At 66.5% G+C, this 18,763-nt stretch carries 15 protein-coding genes and 2 pseudogenes; 11 read left to right on the top strand and 6 right to left on the bottom strand.

The genetic code is table 11. The features are described from left to right. The first annotated feature begins 130 nt into the window (after nt 1–130). The 5 genes and pseudogenes from ACUXVA_RS10480 to ACUXVA_RS10460 all read left to right on the top strand — a co-directional run bounded on the left by ACUXVA_RS10480 (nt 131) and on the right by ACUXVA_RS10460 (nt 7,147). Nucleotides 131–2,126 (top strand): annotated as a pseudogene (locus tag ACUXVA_RS10480) (response regulator). Between the two features lie 74 nt (nt 2,127–2,200). Next, nucleotides 2,201–2,833 carry a 7-carboxy-7-deazaguanine synthase gene (gene queE / locus ACUXVA_RS10475; protein WP_265080363.1) on the top strand — a complete coding sequence of 211 codons (633 nt, stop codon included), beginning with the start codon at nt 2,201–2,203 and terminating at the stop codon, nt 2,831–2,833. Between the two features lie 11 nt (nt 2,834–2,844). Continuing rightward, the gene (locus tag ACUXVA_RS10470) at nt 2,845–3,210 is read left to right on the top strand and encodes a 6-pyruvoyl trahydropterin synthase family protein (RefSeq protein WP_265080364.1); all 366 of its coding nucleotides are present in this window, start codon (nt 2,845–2,847) and stop codon (nt 3,208–3,210) included. Nucleotides 3,211–3,492: 282 nt separating this feature from the next. After that, complete coding sequence (locus ACUXVA_RS10465; protein WP_445492014.1) at nt 3,493–5,172, top strand: methyl-accepting chemotaxis protein; 1,680 nt, start codon at nt 3,493–3,495, stop codon at nt 5,170–5,172. A 298-nt stretch (nt 5,173–5,470) separates the two neighbouring features. Beyond that, on the top strand, nt 5,471–7,147 hold the full coding sequence (locus ACUXVA_RS10460) for a methyl-accepting chemotaxis protein (protein ID WP_265080366.1): 1,677 nt from the start codon (nt 5,471–5,473) through the stop codon (nt 7,145–7,147). A 61-nt stretch (nt 7,148–7,208) separates the two neighbouring features. Here the strand turns inward: ACUXVA_RS10460 and ACUXVA_RS10455 are convergent, their stop codons facing one another. Both ACUXVA_RS10455 and ACUXVA_RS10450 read right to left on the bottom strand, forming a co-directional pair. Further along, on the bottom strand, nt 7,209–7,748 hold the full coding sequence (locus ACUXVA_RS10455) for a YkgJ family cysteine cluster protein (RefSeq protein WP_445492012.1): 540 nt from the start codon (nt 7,746–7,748) through the stop codon (nt 7,209–7,211). A gap of 57 nt (nt 7,749–7,805) precedes the next feature. After that, nucleotides 7,806–8,711, bottom strand: coding sequence for a LysR family transcriptional regulator (locus tag ACUXVA_RS10450; RefSeq protein WP_445492010.1), 906 nt, complete (start codon nt 8,709–8,711; stop codon nt 7,806–7,808). A 94-nt stretch (nt 8,712–8,805) separates the two neighbouring features. On the opposite strand from ACUXVA_RS10450, the gene ACUXVA_RS10445 reads away from it, so the two are divergent. The 3 genes from ACUXVA_RS10445 to ACUXVA_RS10435 all read left to right on the top strand — a co-directional run bounded on the left by ACUXVA_RS10445 (nt 8,806) and on the right by ACUXVA_RS10435 (nt 10,869). Next, nucleotides 8,806–9,684, top strand: coding sequence for an aldo/keto reductase family oxidoreductase (locus tag ACUXVA_RS10445; protein WP_445492008.1), 879 nt, complete (start codon nt 8,806–8,808; stop codon nt 9,682–9,684). Between the two features lie 134 nt (nt 9,685–9,818). Beyond that, nucleotides 9,819–10,556 carry an aspartate/glutamate racemase family protein gene (locus ACUXVA_RS10440; protein ID WP_445492006.1) on the top strand — a complete coding sequence of 246 codons (738 nt, stop codon included), beginning with the start codon at nt 9,819–9,821 and terminating at the stop codon, nt 10,554–10,556. Between the two features lie 82 nt (nt 10,557–10,638). Then, the gene (locus ACUXVA_RS10435) at nt 10,639–10,869 is read left to right on the top strand and encodes a DUF2158 domain-containing protein (protein WP_445492004.1); all 231 of its coding nucleotides are present in this window, start codon (nt 10,639–10,641) and stop codon (nt 10,867–10,869) included. Nucleotides 10,870–10,946: 77 nt separating this feature from the next. Here the strand turns inward: ACUXVA_RS10435 and ACUXVA_RS10430 are convergent, their stop codons facing one another. From ACUXVA_RS10430 to ACUXVA_RS10415, 4 genes are read right to left on the bottom strand one after another with little or no spacing between them, the layout of a single operon-like run. Beyond that, nucleotides 10,947–12,203 (bottom strand): CCA tRNA nucleotidyltransferase, encoded by a 1,257-nt coding sequence (locus ACUXVA_RS10430; protein ID WP_445492002.1) that lies wholly within the window; start codon nt 12,201–12,203, stop codon nt 10,947–10,949. Continuing rightward, nucleotides 12,200–12,463 carry a DUF6111 family protein gene (locus ACUXVA_RS10425; protein WP_265080370.1) on the bottom strand — a complete coding sequence of 88 codons (264 nt, stop codon included), beginning with the start codon at nt 12,461–12,463 and terminating at the stop codon, nt 12,200–12,202. The genes ACUXVA_RS10430 and ACUXVA_RS10425 overlap by 4 nt, the downstream gene beginning before the upstream one ends. Next, nucleotides 12,460–13,095: a CoA pyrophosphatase gene (locus ACUXVA_RS10420; protein WP_445492000.1), complete on the bottom strand. Its 636-nt coding sequence runs from the start codon at nt 13,093–13,095 to the stop codon at nt 12,460–12,462. Before ACUXVA_RS10420 ends, ACUXVA_RS10425 begins: the two co-directional genes overlap by 4 nt. A 53-nt stretch (nt 13,096–13,148) precedes the next feature. After that, nucleotides 13,149–13,760, bottom strand: a complete 612-nt coding sequence (locus ACUXVA_RS10415) for a DUF1285 domain-containing protein (RefSeq protein WP_265083847.1) — start codon at nt 13,758–13,760, stop codon at nt 13,149–13,151. Between the two features lie 218 nt (nt 13,761–13,978). Here ACUXVA_RS10415 and ACUXVA_RS10410 point away from each other — a divergent pair, with 218 nt between their 5' ends. From ACUXVA_RS10410 to ACUXVA_RS10400, 3 genes and pseudogenes are all read left to right on the top strand, one after another. Then, nucleotides 13,979–14,980 carry an AAA family ATPase gene (locus ACUXVA_RS10410; protein WP_265080372.1) on the top strand — a complete coding sequence of 334 codons (1,002 nt, stop codon included), beginning with the start codon at nt 13,979–13,981 and terminating at the stop codon, nt 14,978–14,980. Next, nucleotides 14,980–15,924, top strand: coding sequence for a DUF58 domain-containing protein (locus ACUXVA_RS10405; RefSeq protein WP_265080373.1), 945 nt, complete (start codon nt 14,980–14,982; stop codon nt 15,922–15,924). Before ACUXVA_RS10410 ends, ACUXVA_RS10405 begins: the two co-directional genes overlap by 1 nt. Next, nucleotides 15,924–18,736, top strand: a pseudogene (locus ACUXVA_RS10400) (DUF4159 domain-containing protein). The gene ACUXVA_RS10405 and the pseudogene ACUXVA_RS10400 overlap by 1 nt, the downstream one beginning before the upstream one ends. The last annotated feature ends 27 nt before the right edge of the window (nt 18,737–18,763 follow it).

Here is an 18,763-nt window from a genome sequence, read left to right as displayed (position 1 = left end):
CCGGGACTATGACTGGTCCTCGACCTCGCTCGGCCCCCTCGCCTCCTGGCCGCAAAGCCTGAAGACCGCCACCGGGCTGATCATCCGTTCCACCGTCCCGATCGTGATGCTGTGGGGCGACGACGGCATCATGATCTACAACGATGCCTATTCGGTATTCGCGGGCGGACGGCATCCGCAGCCGCTTGGCAGCAAGGTCCGCGAGGGCTGGCCGGAGGTCGCCGACTTCAACGACCACGTCATGAAGGTCGGCCTCGCCGGCGGCACGCTGGCCTATCGCGATATGGAACTGACGCTGTATCGCAACGGCGTCCCCGAACAGGTCTGGATGAACCTCGACTACTCGCCGGTTCCGGACGAGAGCGGGCGGCCGGCCGGCGTCATCGCCATTGTGGTCGAGACCACCGAGCGGGTGCTCGCCGACCGCCGCAATGCCGCCGAACAGGACCGGCTGCGCAAGATGTTCGAGCAGGCGCCGGGCTTCATGGCGATGTTCGACGGGCCGGATCACGTCTTTACGCTGGCCAATGCCGCCTACATGCGGTTGATCGGCAATCGCAAGGTCATCGGCCTTCCGGTGCGCGAGGCGCTGCCGGAGGTGGTGGGCCAGGGCTTTCTCGAGATTCTCGACGACTGCTTTCGCAGCGGCCGGCCGTTCGTCGGCACCGGCCAGAAGGTTCTTCTGCAGCGCACGCCCGCTACCGCATTCGAGGAACGCTTCGTCGACTTCGTCTATCAACCAGTCGTCGAGGAAAACGGCGCCGTCCGCGGGCTTTTCGTCGAGGGATCCGACGTCACCGAGCGGGTGCGCGCCGAGGCCGAACTGCGCCGCTTCACCGAGCGGCTGGAAGCCAGCGTCAGCGAACGCACCTCCGAACTGGCCGCGGCCAACCGGCAGCCTGGTGGCGCAGATCGAGGAGCGCGGGCGCGTGGAAGCGACGCTGCGGCAGATGCAGCGGCTGGAGGCGGTCGGCCAGCTCACCTCCGGGGTCGCCCATGACTTCAACAACCTGCTGACCGTGGTGCTCGGCAATATCGGCTTTCTCGAGCGCACGCTCGAGCAGGCCGGCATTGGCGGCAAGGCGCGCGAGCGGCTCGGTTACATGAAGGCCGCCGCCGATCGCGGCGCACGGCTGACCGGGCAGTTGCTGGCATTCTCGCGCCGGCAGCGGCTCGAGGCCAAGCCGCTCGATCTGAACGAGACCGTCGCCAGCATGCGCGACCTGCTGCAGAGTTCGATGGGCGGCGAGGTCCGGCTCGAGACGGTGCTGCAGCCCGACCTGTGGCCGGCGCTGGTGGATGCCACGCAGATCGAACTGGTGATCCTCAACCTCGCCATCAACGCCCGCGACGCCATGGCGGTGGGCGGCTCGCTGACGGTGGCGACCGCCAATGTGATGCTCGGCCCGCCGCAGCGGCCGGATGCGCCGCCGGCCGGGCAATACGTCATGGTGTCCGTGACCGATACCGGCTCGGGCATGCCGCCCGAGGTGCTCGCCAAGGCCTATGAGCCGTTCTTCACCACCAAGCCGGTCGGCAAGGGCTCCGGACTGGGGCTGGCGCAGGTCTACGGCTTCGCCAAGCAATCCGGCGGCGGCGTCCAGATCGACAGCACGGTGGGCCAGGGGACCTCCGTGAAGGTCTATCTGCCGCGATCGACGGCCCGCCAGGCCCCCGAACCTGCCGAGCAGAGGATCGCGCCCACCGGCCGGATGTCGGGTCGGCCGCGCCGCGTGCTGCTGGTCGACGACGACAGCGCCGTGCGCGAAGTCACCTCGGCGATGCTGCAGGAACTGGGCTGCATCGTGATCGAGGCCGGCAGCGGCGGCGCCGCGCTCGACCTGCTGGAGAGCGCCACCGATTACGACCTGCTGGTGCTGGATTTTGCCATGCCCGGCATGAACGGCGCCGAAGTGGCGCGCGAAGTGCGGTTGCGGCGGCCCGGCCTGCCGATCCTGTTCGTCACCGGCTATGCCGATACGTCGGCGCTGGAGGATGTCAGCGAGGACCGCATCGTGCAGAAGCCGTTTCGCGACGACGATCTGGTCGTGAAAGTGCGCCGGCTGCTCGGCGCCGCGCGCGATGCGAGCGCGGACAAGTCGGTTCCGATCCAGAGCGGCGAATAGACGGCACGGGATTCCGAATGGCATTGGGCGCGCGGCTGCGCTAGACCGCCCCCTCCCAACGGAGAGCCGGCGACGTGAGCTACGCGGTAAAAGAAATCTTCCTGACCTTGCAGGGCGAAGGCGCCCATGCCGGGCGCGCGGCGGTGTTCTGCCGCTTTGCCGGATGCAACCTGTGGAGCGGCCGCGAGCAGGACCGCGCCGAGGCGGTGTGCCGATTCTGCGACACGGATTTCGTCGGCCTCGACGGCACGCTCGGCGGACGCTACGCCACCGCCGAGGCCCTCGCCGCGACGATTGCCGCGGAATGGATGGCCGGCGAGACCGACCGCTACGTGGTGCTCACCGGCGGCGAGCCGCTGCTGCAGGTCGATGCCGCCCTGATCGAGGCCCTGCACCGGCAGGGATTCAGCATCGGCGTCGAGACCAACGGCACGGTCGAAGCGCCGGACGGCATCGACTGGATCTGCGTCAGCCCGAAGGCCGGCGCGGAACTACGCATTCGCAGCGGGCACGAGCTGAAGCTGGTCTATCCGCAGCCCGAAGCCATGCCGGAACGCTTCGCCGGCCTCGCTTTCGAGCGCTTTTCACTGCAGGCGATGGACGGCCCGGATGCCGCGCAGAACATCGCACGCACCATCGACTATTGCCTGCAGCATCCGCATTGGCGGATGAGCGTGCAGACTCACAAGTCCATCGGCATCAGGTAACGAGCACAACCATGTGGGAACTGACAAAATCGTTTCGCTTCGAGGCTGCGCATGCGCTGGCCGGCACCACGCTGGGCGAAGCCAGCGAGGAGATCCACGGCCACTCCTTCCGCGCCGAGGTGACCATCCGCGGCACGCAGGATCCGGCGACCGGCATGGTGATGGATCTCGGCGTGCTCGATCGCGGCATGGCCGATGTACAGAAGCGGCTCGACCACAAGCTGCTCAACAATGTCGCGGACCTCGGGCTGCCGACGCTGGAAAATCTGACGCGCTACATCTGGGACCGCGTCTCGCACGCCGGAACGATCGTGCGCGTCAGCGTTCATCGCGACAGCTGCGGCGAAAGCTGCTGCTACTACGGACCTGCGACCTGAGCTCCGTCTCCGACGCAAGCGTCGCCATCGAAAAGCAGCATCCGTGCACGTCCCGGCATAAGTGACTGAGCGCACGGGCTGCCGTATTCCAGATCCAGATAATGTGCAGTTCGCGGCCCCGGGGCCGCTGACACGTTTAATATTAACGCAAGGGAAACGTCCGGAGCCGATATTGGTGGTAATTCGCTTGAGTTTGTAGCGATTTTCCAGAGTCGGTTTTGATTTCAGGCCGTCGGGCGATCTCGCGCTGGCGGTCCCAACATCGCGAGTCCCCCCCCCATTATGCGCCTGACCTTAAAAACAACCCTCATCGGCATCGTCTCGATTCTGATCCTCCTCATCGTCGGACAGGCATTCACAGCAGTTTCCAAATCGCAGCAGATCAACCAGGGCACCGAGGAAATCGGCAAGTCCTGGCTGCCCTCGGTCAAGACGCTCGGCGAGATCAAATATCTCGCGACGCGCATCCGGCTGTTCGAATCGCGAATCGCGTTGAACGAGGACGCCACGATCCGCAGCGAGAGCGAAACCCGAATGGCCGCGACACTTTCGGACATGAACAAGCGCTCCAGTGCTTACCAGCTGCTCATCGTGTCGCCGGAAGAAAAAGCCCTGTGGTCGTCATTCCAGGAGAAATGGAACGCTTACCTGGCAATCCAGAAGCAGGTTCTCGTGGCCGTTGCCGGGGGCAAGAAGGCAGAGGCCGCGGCGATGCTCAACGGCCCCGCGGCGAAGAATTTCAACGCGGCGCTGACCGCACTCGATGCCGGCGTCGACCTGAACAACAAGGGTGCGGATGCCGCCGTCGTGCGGGCCGGCGATATCTATGTCGCCGCGAAGATCCTGACCTACGCGGTTGCCGCCATCGCGCTCGTGATCGGCATGGCCTCCGCATTGCTGGTGATCTTCCGCGTCACCACCCCGCTTCAGAACATGAATGCGAAGATGACGGTCATCGCCAACGGCAAGCTCGACGAGACAATCGACTACACCGAGCGCGATGACGAGATCGGCGACATGGCCAAGGCGCTGCAGGTGTTCAAGGACAACGGGCTGCGCGTGCGCGCGATGGAAGCCGAACAGAAGGAACAGGAAGTCCGCACCGCCACCCAGCGCAAGGCCGAGATGATGAAGCTGGCCGGCGAATTCGAAGCCGCGGTCGGCGAGATCGTCGAGACGGTGTCGTCCGCCTCGACCGAACTCGAGGCCTCCGCCAGCACGCTGACGTCGACAGCGGAACGGGCGCAAGACCTCACCACCGCCGTTGCGGCCGCCTCCGAAGAAGCATCCACCAACGTGCAGTCGGTGGCTTCGGCGACCGAGGAGATGGCCTCTTCCGTCAACGAGATCAGCCGCCAGGTGCAGGAATCCGCAGGGATCGCCAACCAGGCCGTCGAGCAGGCGCGCAGCACCAACGCCCGCGTCGGCGAACTGGCCAAGGCCGCGACCCGGATCGGCGATGTGGTCGAACTCATCAATACCATCGCCGGCCAGACCAACCTGCTGGCGCTGAACGCCACCATCGAGGCCGCGCGCGCCGGCGAAGCCGGCCGTGGCTTCGCCGTGGTGGCGTCGGAGGTCAAGGCGCTGGCCGAACAGACTGCCAAGGCCACCGGCGAGATCAGCCAGCAGATCAGCGGCATCCAGGCCGCGACCCAGGATTCGGTGAGTGCCATTCAGGAAATCGGCAACACCATCAGCCGGATGTCGGAGATCTCATCGACCATCGCCTCGGCGGTGGAGGAACAGGGCGCTGCGACCCAGGAGATCTCACGCAACGTGCAGCAGGCCGCGCAAGGCACCATGGCGGTGTCGTCCAACATCGCCGACGTGCAGCGCGGCGCCTCGGAAACCGGCGCGGCCTCCTCCCAGGTGTTCACCGCCGCCAGGTCGCTTTCCCAGGACAGCAACCGGCTGAAGAACGAAGTCAGCCGTTTCCTCAGCAACGTGCGCGCAGCCTAAGTCACAAAGCCGACACAGCAAGCCGATGCCTGCCACCGCAGGCGTCGGCTTTTCTTTGTCTTCAGTTAGCCTGCGAACGCGCGCGGCAATCCGGCTTCAGAGCTGAACGGTCACGTCCGACCGATATTCCCCGACATGCCCGTCGATATTGAATGATGGTATTAATGTAAGGGCAATGTTTGCCCCCGATAGTACCGGCAATTCGCTTCAGTACGTGGCGATTTTCATCAGCATTTTAATGACACCAGACTGCAATGGCTTGGAGCCGTCGCGGTCCAGCGAAGAACGACTGCACCTCATGCGCCTCACCCTGAAAACAACGCTCATCGGCATCCTCTCGGCGCTCGTCCTCCTGAGTGCGGGACAAGGAGTGACGGCCATCTCGAAGTCGCAGCAGATTCAAGCTGGCGCCGAGGATCTCGCCAGCAACTGGCTGCCCTCGATGAAGGTGCTCGGCGAGATCAAGTATCTGGCGACCCGGATTCGGCTGCTAGAGACCCGAATCGTCCAGAACGACGATCCGGCGATCCTTGCCGATACCGGATCCCGACTGGTCATCGCGCAGTCCGACATCGAGAAGCTCTTTCTCAAATATCAGTCGCTGATGTCAAACCCTGAAGAAAAAGCCCTGTGGTCGACGTTTACCGACCAATGGAGCACCTACATGGTCTTTCACAAACGGGCGCTGGCCGCTGCGGCAGCCGGCAAGAAAGAGGATTCTGCGGCGCTGTTCATCAAAGGCGCGAAAGCTTTCAACGCGGGGCTGGCCTCCCTCGATGCCGATATCGATCTGAACAACCAGGGCGCGGAAAAAGCCATCACGGTCGCCAACCAGACCTACGCGTCGGCAAAATCTACGACCTACACCGTCGCGGCCATCGCCGTGCTGATCGGCCTCGCCTCCGCAATCATCGTGATTGTCCGGGTCACGACGCCCCTGCAACGCATGAATGCCAAGATGAGAGTGATGGCCGAAGGCAATCTCGGCGAGGCCATCGACTATACCGAGCGCAATGACGAGATCGGCGACATGGCCAAGGCGCTGCAGGTGTTCAAGGACAACGGGCTGCGCGTGCGCGCGATGGAGGCCGAGCAGAAGGAACAGGAAGTCCGCACTGCCACCCAGCGCAAGGCCGAGATGATGAAGCTGGCCGGCGAATTCGAAGCCGCGGTCGGCGAAATCGTCGAGACGGTATCGTCGGCATCCACCGAACTCGAGGCCTCAGCCAGCACGCTGACGTCCACAGCGGAACGCGCGCAGGACCTCACCACCGCCGTCGCCGCGGCTTCGGAAGAAGCCTCTGCCAACGTGCAGTCGGTGGCCTCGGCGACCGAAGAGATGACCTCCTCCGTCAACGAGATCAGCCGCCAGGTGCAGGAATCCGCAGGGATCGCCAACCAGGCTGTCGAGCAGGCGCGCCACACCAATGCGCGCGTCGGCGAACTGGCCAAGGCTGCGGCACGGATCGGCGACGTCGTCGAACTCATCAACACCATCGCCGGCCAGACCAACCTGCTGGCGCTGAATGCTACCATCGAGGCGGCGCGCGCCGGCGATGCCGGCCGTGGCTTCGCTGTCGTCGCCTCCGAAGTAAAGGCGCTGGCGGAACAGACCGCCAAGGCCACCGGCGAGATCAGCCAGCAGATCAGCGGAATCCAGGCAGCAACGCAGGAGTCGGTGAACGCCATTCAGGAAATCGGCAACACCATCGGCCGGATGTCGGAGATCTCCTCGACCATCGCCTCGGCGGTGGAGGAACAGGGCGCGGCCACCCAGGAAATCTCCCGCAACGTGCAGCAGGCGGCGCAGGGCACCATGGCGGTGTCGTCCAACATCGTCGATGTGCAGCGCGGCGCCTCCGAAACCGGCGCGGCCTCCTCCCAGGTGTTCACGGCCGCCAAGTCGCTTTCCCAGGATAGCACCCGGCTGAAAAACGAAGTCAGCCGCTTCCTCGGCAACGTGCGCGCGGCCTAATTCACAAAACCGATACAGCACGCCGACGCCTGCCACCGCGGCCGTCGGCGTTCTGCTGTCGTCAGCCCCCTTGCGCCACCCGCGTCGCTACATAATCCTTGCCGCGCGCCGTGAAAGTCTCACGAACGACAAACCCGTCCTGCGGCGACATCGGCCCGATCGGCACCGGCCCCGGCGGCATGATCAACGTGGCGTTGCTGCCGACGAAGATCAGGATGTGCCGGCGCTCCTGCAGCAGCTTCTCCGACCAGGCGCGCAGCCCCGACAGATACGGTTCCTTCTGCCATGCGAACGGCGCGCCGGGATCGACCTGACCATAGATGAAGCCGGTAGCCGGCCAGACCGAGAACACGATCTTGGAATGTTCGGGTTTCCAGGAGTCCGGCATCGAGGGGTCCTGGATCCAGACGCAGTCGAAGGTGCGGCACTGCTGCGGCCTGACATCGTAGATCTTGCAGCCCGAGCCGATGGCGCAATGCGTGCACCATTTGCCGGCCGGCTTGTTCAGGTCCTCGATGCGGTAGACCTTGCAGCACATGGTGCAGGTCCCGCAGGCACGGGCGGGCGGCGTCGCAGTCGTTGTGACCAGTGATGGCTCCATGGCCCCTGCCATACCAGTGATTTCGGCGGCAGCAAACGGCTCCGGGGTGGCACGCCGTCAGGATCGCGATCCCGATGCCCTGATAAAATCCACGAATGCCCGCAGCGGCGCAGGCACCAGACGGCGGCCGGGGTAGTACAGAAACGGCCCGGAAAAACTCATCCACCACGGTTCCAGCACGGGCTCAAGCGCGCTGCTCTCCATATGCGGGCGCAGCCAGTCCTCGAACAGCGCGACAATGCCGGTGCCGGCGATCGCCGCGTCGATCGCGAGATCGGTGCCGCCGCCGACCCGCACCACCAGCGGCCCGGTCACATCGACACGCACTTCCTCGCCGGCGCGCTCGAACTCCCAGGGCGGCATCGCGCCGCTGGCAAAGCGGCCCTGCAGGCAGGCATGGCCCAGCAGATCGCGCGGGTGCTGAGGCCGGCCATGGCGATCGAGATAGGCCGGGGACGCCGCGGTGGCGAAGCGCTGCACGCGCGGCCCGATCGGCACCGCGATCATGTCCTGTTCCAGCCGCTCGTCGTAGCGGATGCCGGCATCGCATCCGGTGGCGAGCACGTCGACAAAGCTCTCCTCGGTGACGATCTCCATCCGCACGTCGGGATAGGCCGCGAGGAAATCCGGGACGATGTGGGGCAGCACCAGCCGCGCGGCGCTGACCGGCACGTTGAGGCGCAACAGCCCCGCCGGCCGGTCGCGAAACCCGTTGACCACGTCGATGGCGGCCTCGACCTCGGTCAATGCCGGCCCCAGCCGCGCCAGCAGATGCGCGCCGGCCTCGGTGGGCACCACGCTGCGGGTGGTTCGGTTGAGCAGCCGGACGCCCAACTGGGTTTCCAGCCGCCGCACCGCCTCGCTGAGACCGGACGCACTGCGTCCGCCGATCCGGGCGGCGCGAAAGCCCCCTGCCCGGGCCACAACCACGAATGCGTTCAAGTCCCCGAGATCGACATCCATTGTTCGCTTCTCCGCACAGCCCGTCCCGATTATACCGGATTATCGCGCGATGTCGCGACCGCTATCTGTGCGTGACCAACAACGGAGAGCGACCATGTCGACCATCGAAAAATCCGGCACATTTACCCTCGGCAACCGCAGCGTGACGCGGCTCGGCTACGGCGCCATGCAGCTCGCGGGGCCCGGCGTGTTCGGTCCGCCGAAAGACCGCAACGCCGCGCTGGCCGTCCTGCGCGAGGCCGTGGCCTCCGGGGTGAACCACATCGACACCAGCGACTTCTACGGCCCGCACGTCACCAACCAGATCATCCGCGAGGCGCTGCACCCCTATGCCGACGATCTCACCATTGTCACCAAGATCGGCGCACTGCGCGGCGACGATGCCTCATGGCGTCCGGCGTTCGCGCCGAAGCAATTGACCCAGGCCGTGCACGACAACCTGCGCAACCTCGGCCTGGACGTGCTCGACGTGGTCAACCTGCGCATCATGTTCGATGTCCACGGCCCCGCCGAGGGATCGATCGCGCCGATGCTCACGGTGCTGGCGGACCTGCAGCGTCAGGGTCTGGTGCGTCACATCGGGCTGAGCAACGTCACGGCGACGCAGGTCGCGGAAGGCCGCGGCATCTGCGACATCGTCTGCGTGCAGAACCACTACAACCTGGCGCATCGCGCCGACGATGCGCTGATCGACCAGCTGGCCCGCGACGGCATCGCCTACGTGCCGTTCTTTCCGCTCGGCGGCTTCACCCCTCTGCAATCCTCCGGCCTGTCCGCGGTCGCCGCACGCCTCGGCGCCACCCCCATGCAAGTCGCACTTGCGTGGCTGCTGCGCCGCTCGCCCAACATCCTGCTGATCCCCGGCACCTCGTCACTCGGACACCTGCGGGAAAATCTGGATGCGGCCCAACTGGACCTCTCGGACGACGCCGTCGCCGAGCTGGAGCAGGTGGCAAGCAAGGTCGCTGCATAACGCGGGATTGCATAATGACGCTGCGATCGTAGGGTGGGCAAACTTTCGGCGCGCGCAGCGCGTCGAGGCGTGCCCACCATTTCGCGGGGCGGTGGGCACGGCGCCTTTGCCCACCCTGCGGCCCGAGACCACCCTTGCGCATCCTGCTGATCAATCCGAACACCACGCAAGGCGTCACCGACCTGGTCGCATCGCACGTCCGCGCAATCGCCGGCGATGCGGCCGCGTTCGTGCCGGTCACCGGCCGGTTCGGTGCCCGCTACATTTCCAGCCGGGCCTCGGCGGCCATTGCCGGTCACGCCGCGCTCGATGCCCTGGCTGTCCACGGCGACGGTTGTGACGCGGTGTATCTCGCCTGCTTCGGCGATCCCGGCCTGCTGGCGCTGCGCGAACTGGTCGACGTGCCGGTGGTCGGCATGGCCGAAGCCTCCTGCATCGCCGCCTGTACGCGCGGCCGCCGCTTCGCCATCGTCACCGGCGGCGCGCTGTGGCAGCCGATGCTGACCGAATTCGTCGCCACGCTCGGCCTGGCCGATCGCCTCGCCGCGGTCCGTACCATCGCGCCTACCGGCGGCGAGATTGCCGAAAATCCCGACGCCGCGCTGGTGCAACTGGCGGCCGCCTGCACCACTTGCGCCATCGACGATGGCGCCGAGGTGGTGATCCTCGGCGGCGCGGCACTGGCCGGGCTTGCGGCGCGAATCCAGCACGACGTACCGGTGCCGGTGCTCTATTCCGTCGAAGTCGGAACCCGTGCGGCCATCGCCGCAGCAAATGAGACATCGTTTCGGCGCGCCGACCCACCGGCGCTCGACAGCACCGGCCTCGGCGCCGAACTGGCAGCATTGCTGCGGCAGACACGCGAACCATAATCGGCTAAACCGTCTGCGTGATCGGCCTGTCATGATAAACCGTTAGGCTCCCGCTCGCGATAACCCCATCAAGGAGCAGATTATGGATTTGAGACCAGGCGATGTCGTCATGCTGAAGTCCGGCGGTCATCCGCTGACCGTGGCCGAAGTCAACCAGACCTCGGTCGTGTGCATGTGGATGGGCGACGAAGGCGACCTGTTCCGCGAGACGCTGCCGCTGGCGGTGCTCGAGGTTCTCGAAGTCGACGAAACCGACGACGAAGAAGAAGATGAAGAAGATGAAGAAGAAGACGAGTCCGCCAAGGTTGCGTGATTCCAGGCAAGGTTGTCGTCACCCGGCTTGCGCGCAATTGCGCGCCGGCCGGGCGATGCCACCTCAGGAAGTGGCTCCTACAGCAGATGGTCGGCGCTGAACCGGGCCACCGTCGTATCGGCGATGGCCGTCATGGCCTCCGGTTCGAGCGGGAAGTCCTGCGCCAGCCAGGCGTCTTCCGCCAGCGCGATGACTTGGCCGAGTGCCGGCCCCCTGGCAATGCCGCGCGCGATGAAGTCGGCCGCCTTCAACGGGAATTTCGGCGCGGTCCAGCGCTCAGGCAAGGTGACAAGGATTTTCCAGGGAGCGGGATCGACGCTTGATCCGGCACGCGCCCAGGCCAGCATGACCCGGTTGCGGTAGCGCTGCTCGCCGAGGCGATACAGCCGGCGCCGCGCCGTGGCTTCATCCATTCCCCGGAGCCGCCACCAGCGATGCCCCATGGAATCCAGTGCCCTGGTTTCGCCATTGGTCAGTCGCAAGCGCGTCGCAAGCCGTTTGGCGTCCTCGGTGACCGCTACGCCGAGCGCGCCGAGCCGCAAAATCGGATCGGCCGTCCAGCCCAGCGCCGCTTCCGCGGCCAGCATCGCCGCGAACGGTCCGGTATAGGCAACGCCGCCGAAAATCTGCAGCAGCAGCCCGCCATCGGCCATCGCCTGCACGGCCGCCATCGCGCCATCCGCGACCAGCAGTTTCAGCATTTCCATGCGCACACGCTCGGCGGAGAGGCCGGCCATGCCGGCGTGTCCGCGGATGCAGGCGAGCAGGCCTGCGCGTTCCGGCTCACCGGCGCCATACATCGCGTGGATGCGGAAGAAGCGCAGGATGCGCAGATAGTCCTCGGCAATGCGGCGGTCGGGATCGCCGATGAAGCGCACACGCCTGTCTGCAATGTCTTCCAGCCCGCCGACATGGTCGTGCACCACGCCGTCTGACGACACCGAAAGGCCGTTGATGGTGAAGTCGCGGCGCTCGGCATCGCGTACCCAGTCGCGACCGAACGCGACTGTCGCCTTGCGGCCGAAGGTCTCGACATCCTCGCGCAGCGTGGTGATCTCGAACGGCTGGCCGTCCACCACCAGCGTCACCGTGCCATGCGCGATGCCGGTCGGTACGCTCTTGATCTTCGCAGCCGCTGCGCGGCGGATCACTTCGTCGGGCAGTGCCGTGGTGGCGATATCGATGTCGCCGATCGGCAGCCGCATCAGCGCGTTGCGCACCGCGCCTCCGACGACACGCGCTTCCTCGCCGCCGCCATTGAGCAGCGCCAGCACGCGGGCCGCCGCGCCGGAGGTAAGCCAGGGCGCGTCATGGAGCACACGCGCGTCGGTCATTTCTCGACCCCGGGCACCAGCCTGCCGTTCTCGATATGCGCGGGAATGTAGGTCGAACTCGGCGGCGCACCCGAGAAGTTCGCAAGCAGCACCAGGCTGAGAATGGTCAGCAGCAGGGCCGCGATCGCCAGCTTGACGAGCACATGGACCGGCCACGACGTCTGCACCAGCACGCCGTTCCTGCTGGCCAGCAGGAACACGGCATAGAGCGCGAACGGAATCAGGAAGATGCCGATTTCCGTGAGGACCGGACGGATCATGGCAGGCAAATCCGTTCATACAGCACGCGCAGGATGCCTGCGGTCGCGCCCCAGATATAACGTTCCTCGAATGGCATCGCGTAATAGGAGCGCTCCGCGCCGCGGAATTCCTTGCTGTGCAGCCGATGATTGGCCGGATTCATCAGGAACGCCAGCGGCACCTCGAAGGCACTTTCGACTTCATTTTCGTTGACGCGCAGCGTGAAGCCGGGCTTGACCCGCGCCACCGTCGGCAGGATGCGGAAGCCGAAGGCGGTGCCGTAGAGATCGAGATAGCCGATCGGTTCGACATAGGAGCGGTCAAGCCCGACCTCCTCCTCGGCCTCGCGCAAGGCGGCGTCGAGCGGCGAAGCGTCTGATGCGTCGATCTTGCCGCCGGGAAAGGCGACCTGCCCGGCATGGTCGTTGAGATGCGCGGCGCGCTGCGTCAGCAAAATGGTCGGCTGTTCGTGCTGGACCACCGCGATCAGCACAGCGGCGGGCCGGATCGGCTGTTCGGCGGCGATGATCTGCAACATGCGGTCAGTGCCGGCGTCGCCGGACACCGGCACAACGGCGGCGTCGGTGAGGCCGGCAGGTACGTCGAAGTTCAATCGCGCCCGGGCGCGGTTGAAGAATTCCACAAAATTCAAATCTGACGAGGGTCTGTCCGCGGCAGTCGCGTCCGTCGTCAGCAACGACTCACTCAAGGCGCTTCCCTCATTTGCTCCGTATCCGCCATTGCGAAGAACTCACCCGCGGAGGCGATTCCAAACATCGCCTTGCCATCGACCACCCGCTCCTCGCCCATGTCAACCAGATCGTAATAGACCGCGCGCGTCACTTTCGCCCACAGCTCGGCTCTGACGTGGAGATAAGGCACCAGCCCGCCATCGGCCGCCATCTCGAAGCGAAGCCGATGCGCCGAATCGCAGACCACCCAGTCGTCCACATTGGTGCGAAACCGCAGCAGTTGGCCGCCCGCATCCTGCTCCCTGACCATCTCCACCGCCAGGAACGGTGCATCATCGACGGTGATGCCGACCTTCTCCACCGGGGTCACGAGAAAGTGCTTGCCGTCCTCGACCTTCAAGATCGACGAGAACAGCCGCACCAGCGCCGGGCGGCCGATCGGCGTTCCCAGGTAGAACCAGGTGCCGTCGGCAGCGATTCTCATGTCGAGATCGCCGCAGAACGGCGGATTCCACAGATGCACCGGCGGCAAGCCCTTCCCGGCTTTACCGCCCGCAGCGGCATCTCTGGCTGCATTGGTCAGCCCGTCGAGGCCTTGGGTCGCGATCTGCCCTTGCTTCGCCATTGTTTGCCCTGAGTTTGAGACTGCCGCTGGCACGATTGCTGCAAGTTCTCGGTTGCGGTGTTCTGATCCAACTCGCCGTATCGTGATGCGATCCATAGCTGCCGCCGGATAAGGTGGGGATAGTTTAATTCAACAAATACATGGCCTTCGCTAGAGTTTAGCATGAGGTTCATGGCAAGACGACGCCATCGGTGGCGTTTCACGCGAAGGAGCAACGGATGGCTGGCGACAGTGTCGAAAAACTGGAAGACGTGATCATCCGTTCCGCCGAGCAGGTCGCAGGACAGATGCGCGCGGCCAAGGAAGCGATCGCCACTGTGATCTTCGGCCAGGACAAGGTCGTCGAGAACACGCTGGTGACGATTCTGTCCGGCGGCCATGCGCTGCTGATCGGCGTCCCCGGCCTCGCCAAGACCAAGCTGGTCGAGACGCTCGGCGTGACACTGGGCCTCGACGCCAAGCGTATCCAGTTCACGCCGGACCTGATGCCGTCCGACATTCTCGGCGCCGAAGTGCTCGACGAGAGCGGCACCGGCAAGCGTTCGTTCCGCTTCATCGCCGGTCCGGTGTTCGCGCAACTGCTGATGGCCGACGAGATCAACCGCGCCAGCCCGCGCACCCAGTCGGCGCTGCTGCAGGCGATGCAGGAGCAGCACATCACCGTGGCCGGCGCACGGCACGACCTGCCGAAGCCGTTCCATGTGCTGGCGACGCAGAACCCGCTGGAGCAGGAAGGCACCTATCCGCTGCCGGAAGCCCAGCTCGACCGCTTCCTGATGGAAATCGACGTCGACTATCCCGACCGCGACGCCGAGCGCCGCATCCTGTTCGAAACCACCGGCGCCGATGAGACCATCGCCAAGGCCGCCATCACCTCCGATGTGCTGATCACCGCGCAGCGCCTGGTGCGTCGCCTGCCGGTCGGCGACAGCGTGGTGGAAGCGATCCTGACGCTGGTGCGCTCGGCGCGTCCTGGTCCCGACGCCGGCGATGCCGGCAAGCTGATCGCCTGGGGCCCCGGACCGCGCGCCAGCCAGTCGCTAATGCTCGCCGTACGCGCCAAGGCGCTGCTCGACGGCCGTCTTGCGCCGTCGATCGACGATGTGCTCGATCTCGCCGAGCCCATTCTCAAGCACCGCATGGCGCTGACCTTCCCGGCGCGCGCCGAGGGCCGCACCATTCCCGACGTGATCCGTCAGTTGAAGAAACGGATCGGTTGATGGCTGCAACGGCGGAGCAGGCCAGCCACGAAGCCATCGCAGTCCGACGCGCCGACGGGGAGAGCCGCTCGCTCGCCGCGACGCTGCCGCGTCTGGTGCTCGAGGCCCGCCGCATCGCCGCCAATGTGATCCACGGCCTGCACGGCCGCCGTCGCGCCGGCTCCGGCGAAAGCTTCTGGCAGTATCGCCGCTTCGTCTCCGGCGAGCCGGCGCAGAACGTCGACTGGCGGCGCTCGGCACGCGACGATCATCTCTATGTGCGCGAACTCGAATGGGAAGCCGCGCACACCATCTGGCTGTGGCCCGACCGGTCGCTATCGATGGCGTTCGCCTCGAAGCAGGCGCGCGACAGCAAGCTGGAGCGCGCGCTGATCGTCACCTTCGCGCTGGCAGAACTGCTGGTGGCCGGCGGCGAACGCGTCGGCATTCCCGGCCTGATGAATCCCACCGCCAGCCGCGGCGTGCTCGACAAGATGGCGCAGGCGATCCTGCACGACACCGGCGCACGCGACAGCCTGCCGCCGTCCTTCGTGCCGGCGGCGCTGGCCGAGATCGTGGTGCTGTCCGACTTCTGGTCGCCGATGTCCGAGATCAGGACCATGCTGGCCGGCCTGTCGGCCTCCGGCGCGCACGGCACGCTGGTGCAGGTAGTCGATCCCGCCGAAGAGAGCTTTCCCTATTCCGGACGCGTCGAATTCATCGAGCCCGAAACCGGTCAGCTGATCACCGCCGGCCGCGCCGAAAGATGGGCGGAGGACTACGTCAACCGCGTCGCCATCCATCGCGACCAGATCCGCGCCGAGGCCGACAAGCTGGGCTGGATGTTCTCCACCCACACCACCAGCCGTTCGGCGGCAGAGCTGCTGCTATTCCTGCACAACGGCATGATGGTCAACAAAGGCAACAGCGGCGGCGCCGTCGTCAAGGCAGGACGGATCGCATGATGGCAGCCTTCCCCCTCGCTTTCGCCCAGCCGCTGCTGCTGCTAGGTCTCGTCAGCCTTCCGGTGCTGTGGTGGCTGCTGCGGGTGATGCCGCCGCGGCCGCAGCGCGTGTCGTTTCCGCCGACCCGGCTGCTGTTCGAGATCGCGCCGAAGGAAGAAACCCCGTCACGCTCGCCGTGGTGGCTGACGCTGCTGCGCCTGCTCGCCGCAGCGCTGATCATCTTCGCCGCCGCCGGCCCGATCTGGAATCCGCAGACCGGCGCGACCGCCAGCAAGGCGCCGCTGGTGATCCTGCTCGATGACGGCTGGAGTGCCGCGTCGAGCTGGGATGCGCGCATCCGGGCCGCCGACGAGTTGATCGCCAATGCCGACAGCGATCGCCGCGGCGTCGCCTTGGTGCCGCTGTCGGAGCCGACCCGCGACATCACTTTGCTGCCGGGCGGCACCGCGCGCGTGGCGCTGCGCCGGCCGGCGCCAAAGCCCTATGCGGTCGAGCGGGTCGAGACGTTGCCGGCCATCGAACGCTTCCTGAAAGCCACCGGCGACAGCGAGCTGGTGTGGCTGTCCGACGGCGTCGACACCGGCCGCGACACCGAATTCTCTGAAGGTCTCGGCAAGGTCATCGGCGACCGCACGCTGACGATCTATGACGGCGGTGCGGCGCCGGCCCATGCGCTGGCCGCCGCGGAGAACGCCGCGGCCAAGATGACCGTCAAGGTGCTGCGCGCCAGCGCCGGCGGACTCGATAGCGGCGTGGTGCGCGGGCTGGACCAGAAGGGCTCGCCGATCGGCGAGGCCAAGTTCACCTTCGCGCCGCAGGAGCGCGAGACCGAAGCCGCATTCGAACTGCCCGTGGAATTGCGCAACGACATCGCGCGGCTCGAAATTTCCGGCGAGCGCTCGGCCGGCGCGGTGCAACTGCTCGACAAGCGCTGGCGCCGCCGCGCCATCGGCATCGTCTCCGGCGCCACCACCGATACCGCGCAGCCGCTGCTGGCCTCGACCTTCTACCTGACCCGTGCGCTGGCGCCGTTCGCGGATGTGCGACTCGGCGACCGCGGCGCGCCGCAGCAGGCCATCGCCCAGTTCCTCGACCAGAAACTGCCGATGATCGTGCTCGCCGATGTCGGCACGCTGTCGCCGGAAATCCGCGAGCGCATTAACGCCTGGATCGCGCAGGGCGGCGTGCTGGTGCGCTTCGCCGGTCCCCGCCTCGCCCAGGCCGACGATGATCTGGTGCCGGTCAAACTGCGCCGCGGCGGACGCAGCCTCGGCGGCAGCCTCACCTGGGAGAAGCCGCAGCATCTGGCGTCGTTCGCCGCCGACAGTCCGTTCGCCGGCCTCGCCGTTCCCCCCGATGTCACCATCAACCGTCAGGTGCTCGCCGAGCCCGACGCGGCGCTGGCGACCCGGACCTGGGCCTCTTTGGTCGACGGCACCCCGCTGGTGACCGGCGAACATCGCGGCAAGGGCTTGGTCACTCTGTTCCACGTCAGCGCCGACATGCGCTGGTCCGACCTGCCGCTGTCCGGCACCTTCGTGGAGATGCTGCGCCGGATCGTCGATATCTCCGGCTACACCTCGACTCCCGGCCCGGGCGTCGCTGCGGAGACCGGCACCGAAACGGTGGCGCCGCTGCGCACGCTGGGCGGCTTTGGCGCGTTCGGCCCGCCCCCTCCACCGCCAAGCCGCTGCCCGCCGACTTCCGCGACCGCGCCACGGTCGAACATCCGCCCGGCTTCTACGGCCCCGCCGACGGACCGCTCGCCGTCAATGCGCTGGCTGCCGCCGACCGCCTTGCTCCGCTCGACACCTCGGCCCTGAAGGCGCGCCGCGCCAGCTACACATCGGCCGAACCGCGCGACCTCAGAGGCATTCTGCTGTCCACCGCGCTGGCGCTGTTCCTGATCGACGCGGTGATCGTCGCCCTGCTCGGCGGCGGCTTTGCCGCGCTGATACGGCGGCGTGCAGCGACCGCCGCACTGGCTCTGGCATTGGCGCTGACCGCCACGATGGGCTCGCCATCGCCGGTGCGCGCCGATGCCGCCAGCGACGACTTCGCCATCAAGGCGGTGGCGCAGACGCGCCTCGCTTACGTAGTCACCGGCAATGCCGACGTCGATTCCATCGTCAAGGCGGGCATGACCGGGCTGACGCTCTTCCTCGCGCAACGCACCGCGCTGGAGGCCGGCGAGCCGGTCGGCATCGATCCCGCCCGCGACGAACTGGCCTTCTTCCCGCTGATCTACTGGCCGATCGTGCCGGGCGCGCCGAAGCCGCCGCAGGATGCCATCAACCGCATCGACGCCTATATGAAGCAGGGCGGCACCGTTCTGTTCGACACCCGCGACGCCGTCGAGGCGCCGCCGGGACCGGGCGGCGAGTCGCAGACGCCGGGCATGCTGACCTTGCGCAACATCCTCTCGTCGCTTGATGTGCCGGAACTCGAGCCGGTGCCACGCGAACACGTGCTGACCAAGACGTTCTACCTGCTGCGCGACTTCCCCGGCCGCTTCAACTCCGGACCGACCTGGGTCGAGGCGCTGCCGCGCGAGGATGCGGACGAGGCCGCCTCACGCCCGGCGCGCGGCGGCGACGGCGTGTCGCCGATCATCATCACCTCCAACGATCTCGCCGGCGCATGGGCGCTGCGCCCGGACGGCCAGCCGATGCTGCCACTGACCCCCGGCGAACCGCGCCAGCGCGAATTCGCTTTCCGCGCCGGCGTCAACATCGTGATGTACACGCTGACCGGCAACTACAAGGCCGACCAGGTCCATGCGCCGGCGCTGATCGAACGGCTGGGACAATGATGATGTTGCGAGCCTCCGACCTCTCAG

This window comes from Rhodopseudomonas sp. RCAM05734 (genome assembly GCF_052658035.1).
This window is presented reverse-complemented; position numbering and strand designations above follow the sequence as displayed.

What these genes read in the sequence shown, in the direction of transcription:
- ACUXVA_RS10405 (WP_265080373.1), top strand. Translation starts at nt 14,980, where the DNA reads ATGGCTGCAACGGCGGAGCAGGCCAGCCACGAAGCCATCGCAGTCCGA.
- ACUXVA_RS10430 (WP_445492002.1), bottom strand. Translation starts at nt 12,203, where the DNA reads ATGACCGACGCGCGTGTGCTCCATGACGCGCCCTGGCTTACCTCCGGC.
- ACUXVA_RS10460 (WP_265080366.1), top strand. Translation starts at nt 5,471, where the DNA reads ATGCGCCTCACCCTGAAAACAACGCTCATCGGCATCCTCTCGGCGCTC.
- ACUXVA_RS10435 (WP_445492004.1), top strand. Translation starts at nt 10,639, where the DNA reads ATGGATTTGAGACCAGGCGATGTCGTCATGCTGAAGTCCGGCGGTCAT.
- ACUXVA_RS10450 (WP_445492010.1), bottom strand. Translation starts at nt 8,711, where the DNA reads ATGGATGTCGATCTCGGGGACTTGAACGCATTCGTGGTTGTGGCCCGG.
- ACUXVA_RS10415 (WP_265083847.1), bottom strand. Translation starts at nt 13,760, where the DNA reads ATGGCGAAGCAAGGGCAGATCGCGACCCAAGGCCTCGACGGGCTGACC.
- ACUXVA_RS10465 (WP_445492014.1), top strand. Translation starts at nt 3,493, where the DNA reads ATGCGCCTGACCTTAAAAACAACCCTCATCGGCATCGTCTCGATTCTG.
- ACUXVA_RS10470 (WP_265080364.1), top strand. Translation starts at nt 2,845, where the DNA reads ATGTGGGAACTGACAAAATCGTTTCGCTTCGAGGCTGCGCATGCGCTG.
- ACUXVA_RS10445 (WP_445492008.1), top strand. Translation starts at nt 8,806, where the DNA reads ATGTCGACCATCGAAAAATCCGGCACATTTACCCTCGGCAACCGCAGC.
- ACUXVA_RS10410 (WP_265080372.1), top strand. Translation starts at nt 13,979, where the DNA reads ATGGCTGGCGACAGTGTCGAAAAACTGGAAGACGTGATCATCCGTTCC.
- ACUXVA_RS10455 (WP_445492012.1), bottom strand. Translation starts at nt 7,748, where the DNA reads ATGGAGCCATCACTGGTCACAACGACTGCGACGCCGCCCGCCCGTGCC.
- ACUXVA_RS10425 (WP_265080370.1), bottom strand. Translation starts at nt 12,463, where the DNA reads ATGATCCGTCCGGTCCTCACGGAAATCGGCATCTTCCTGATTCCGTTC.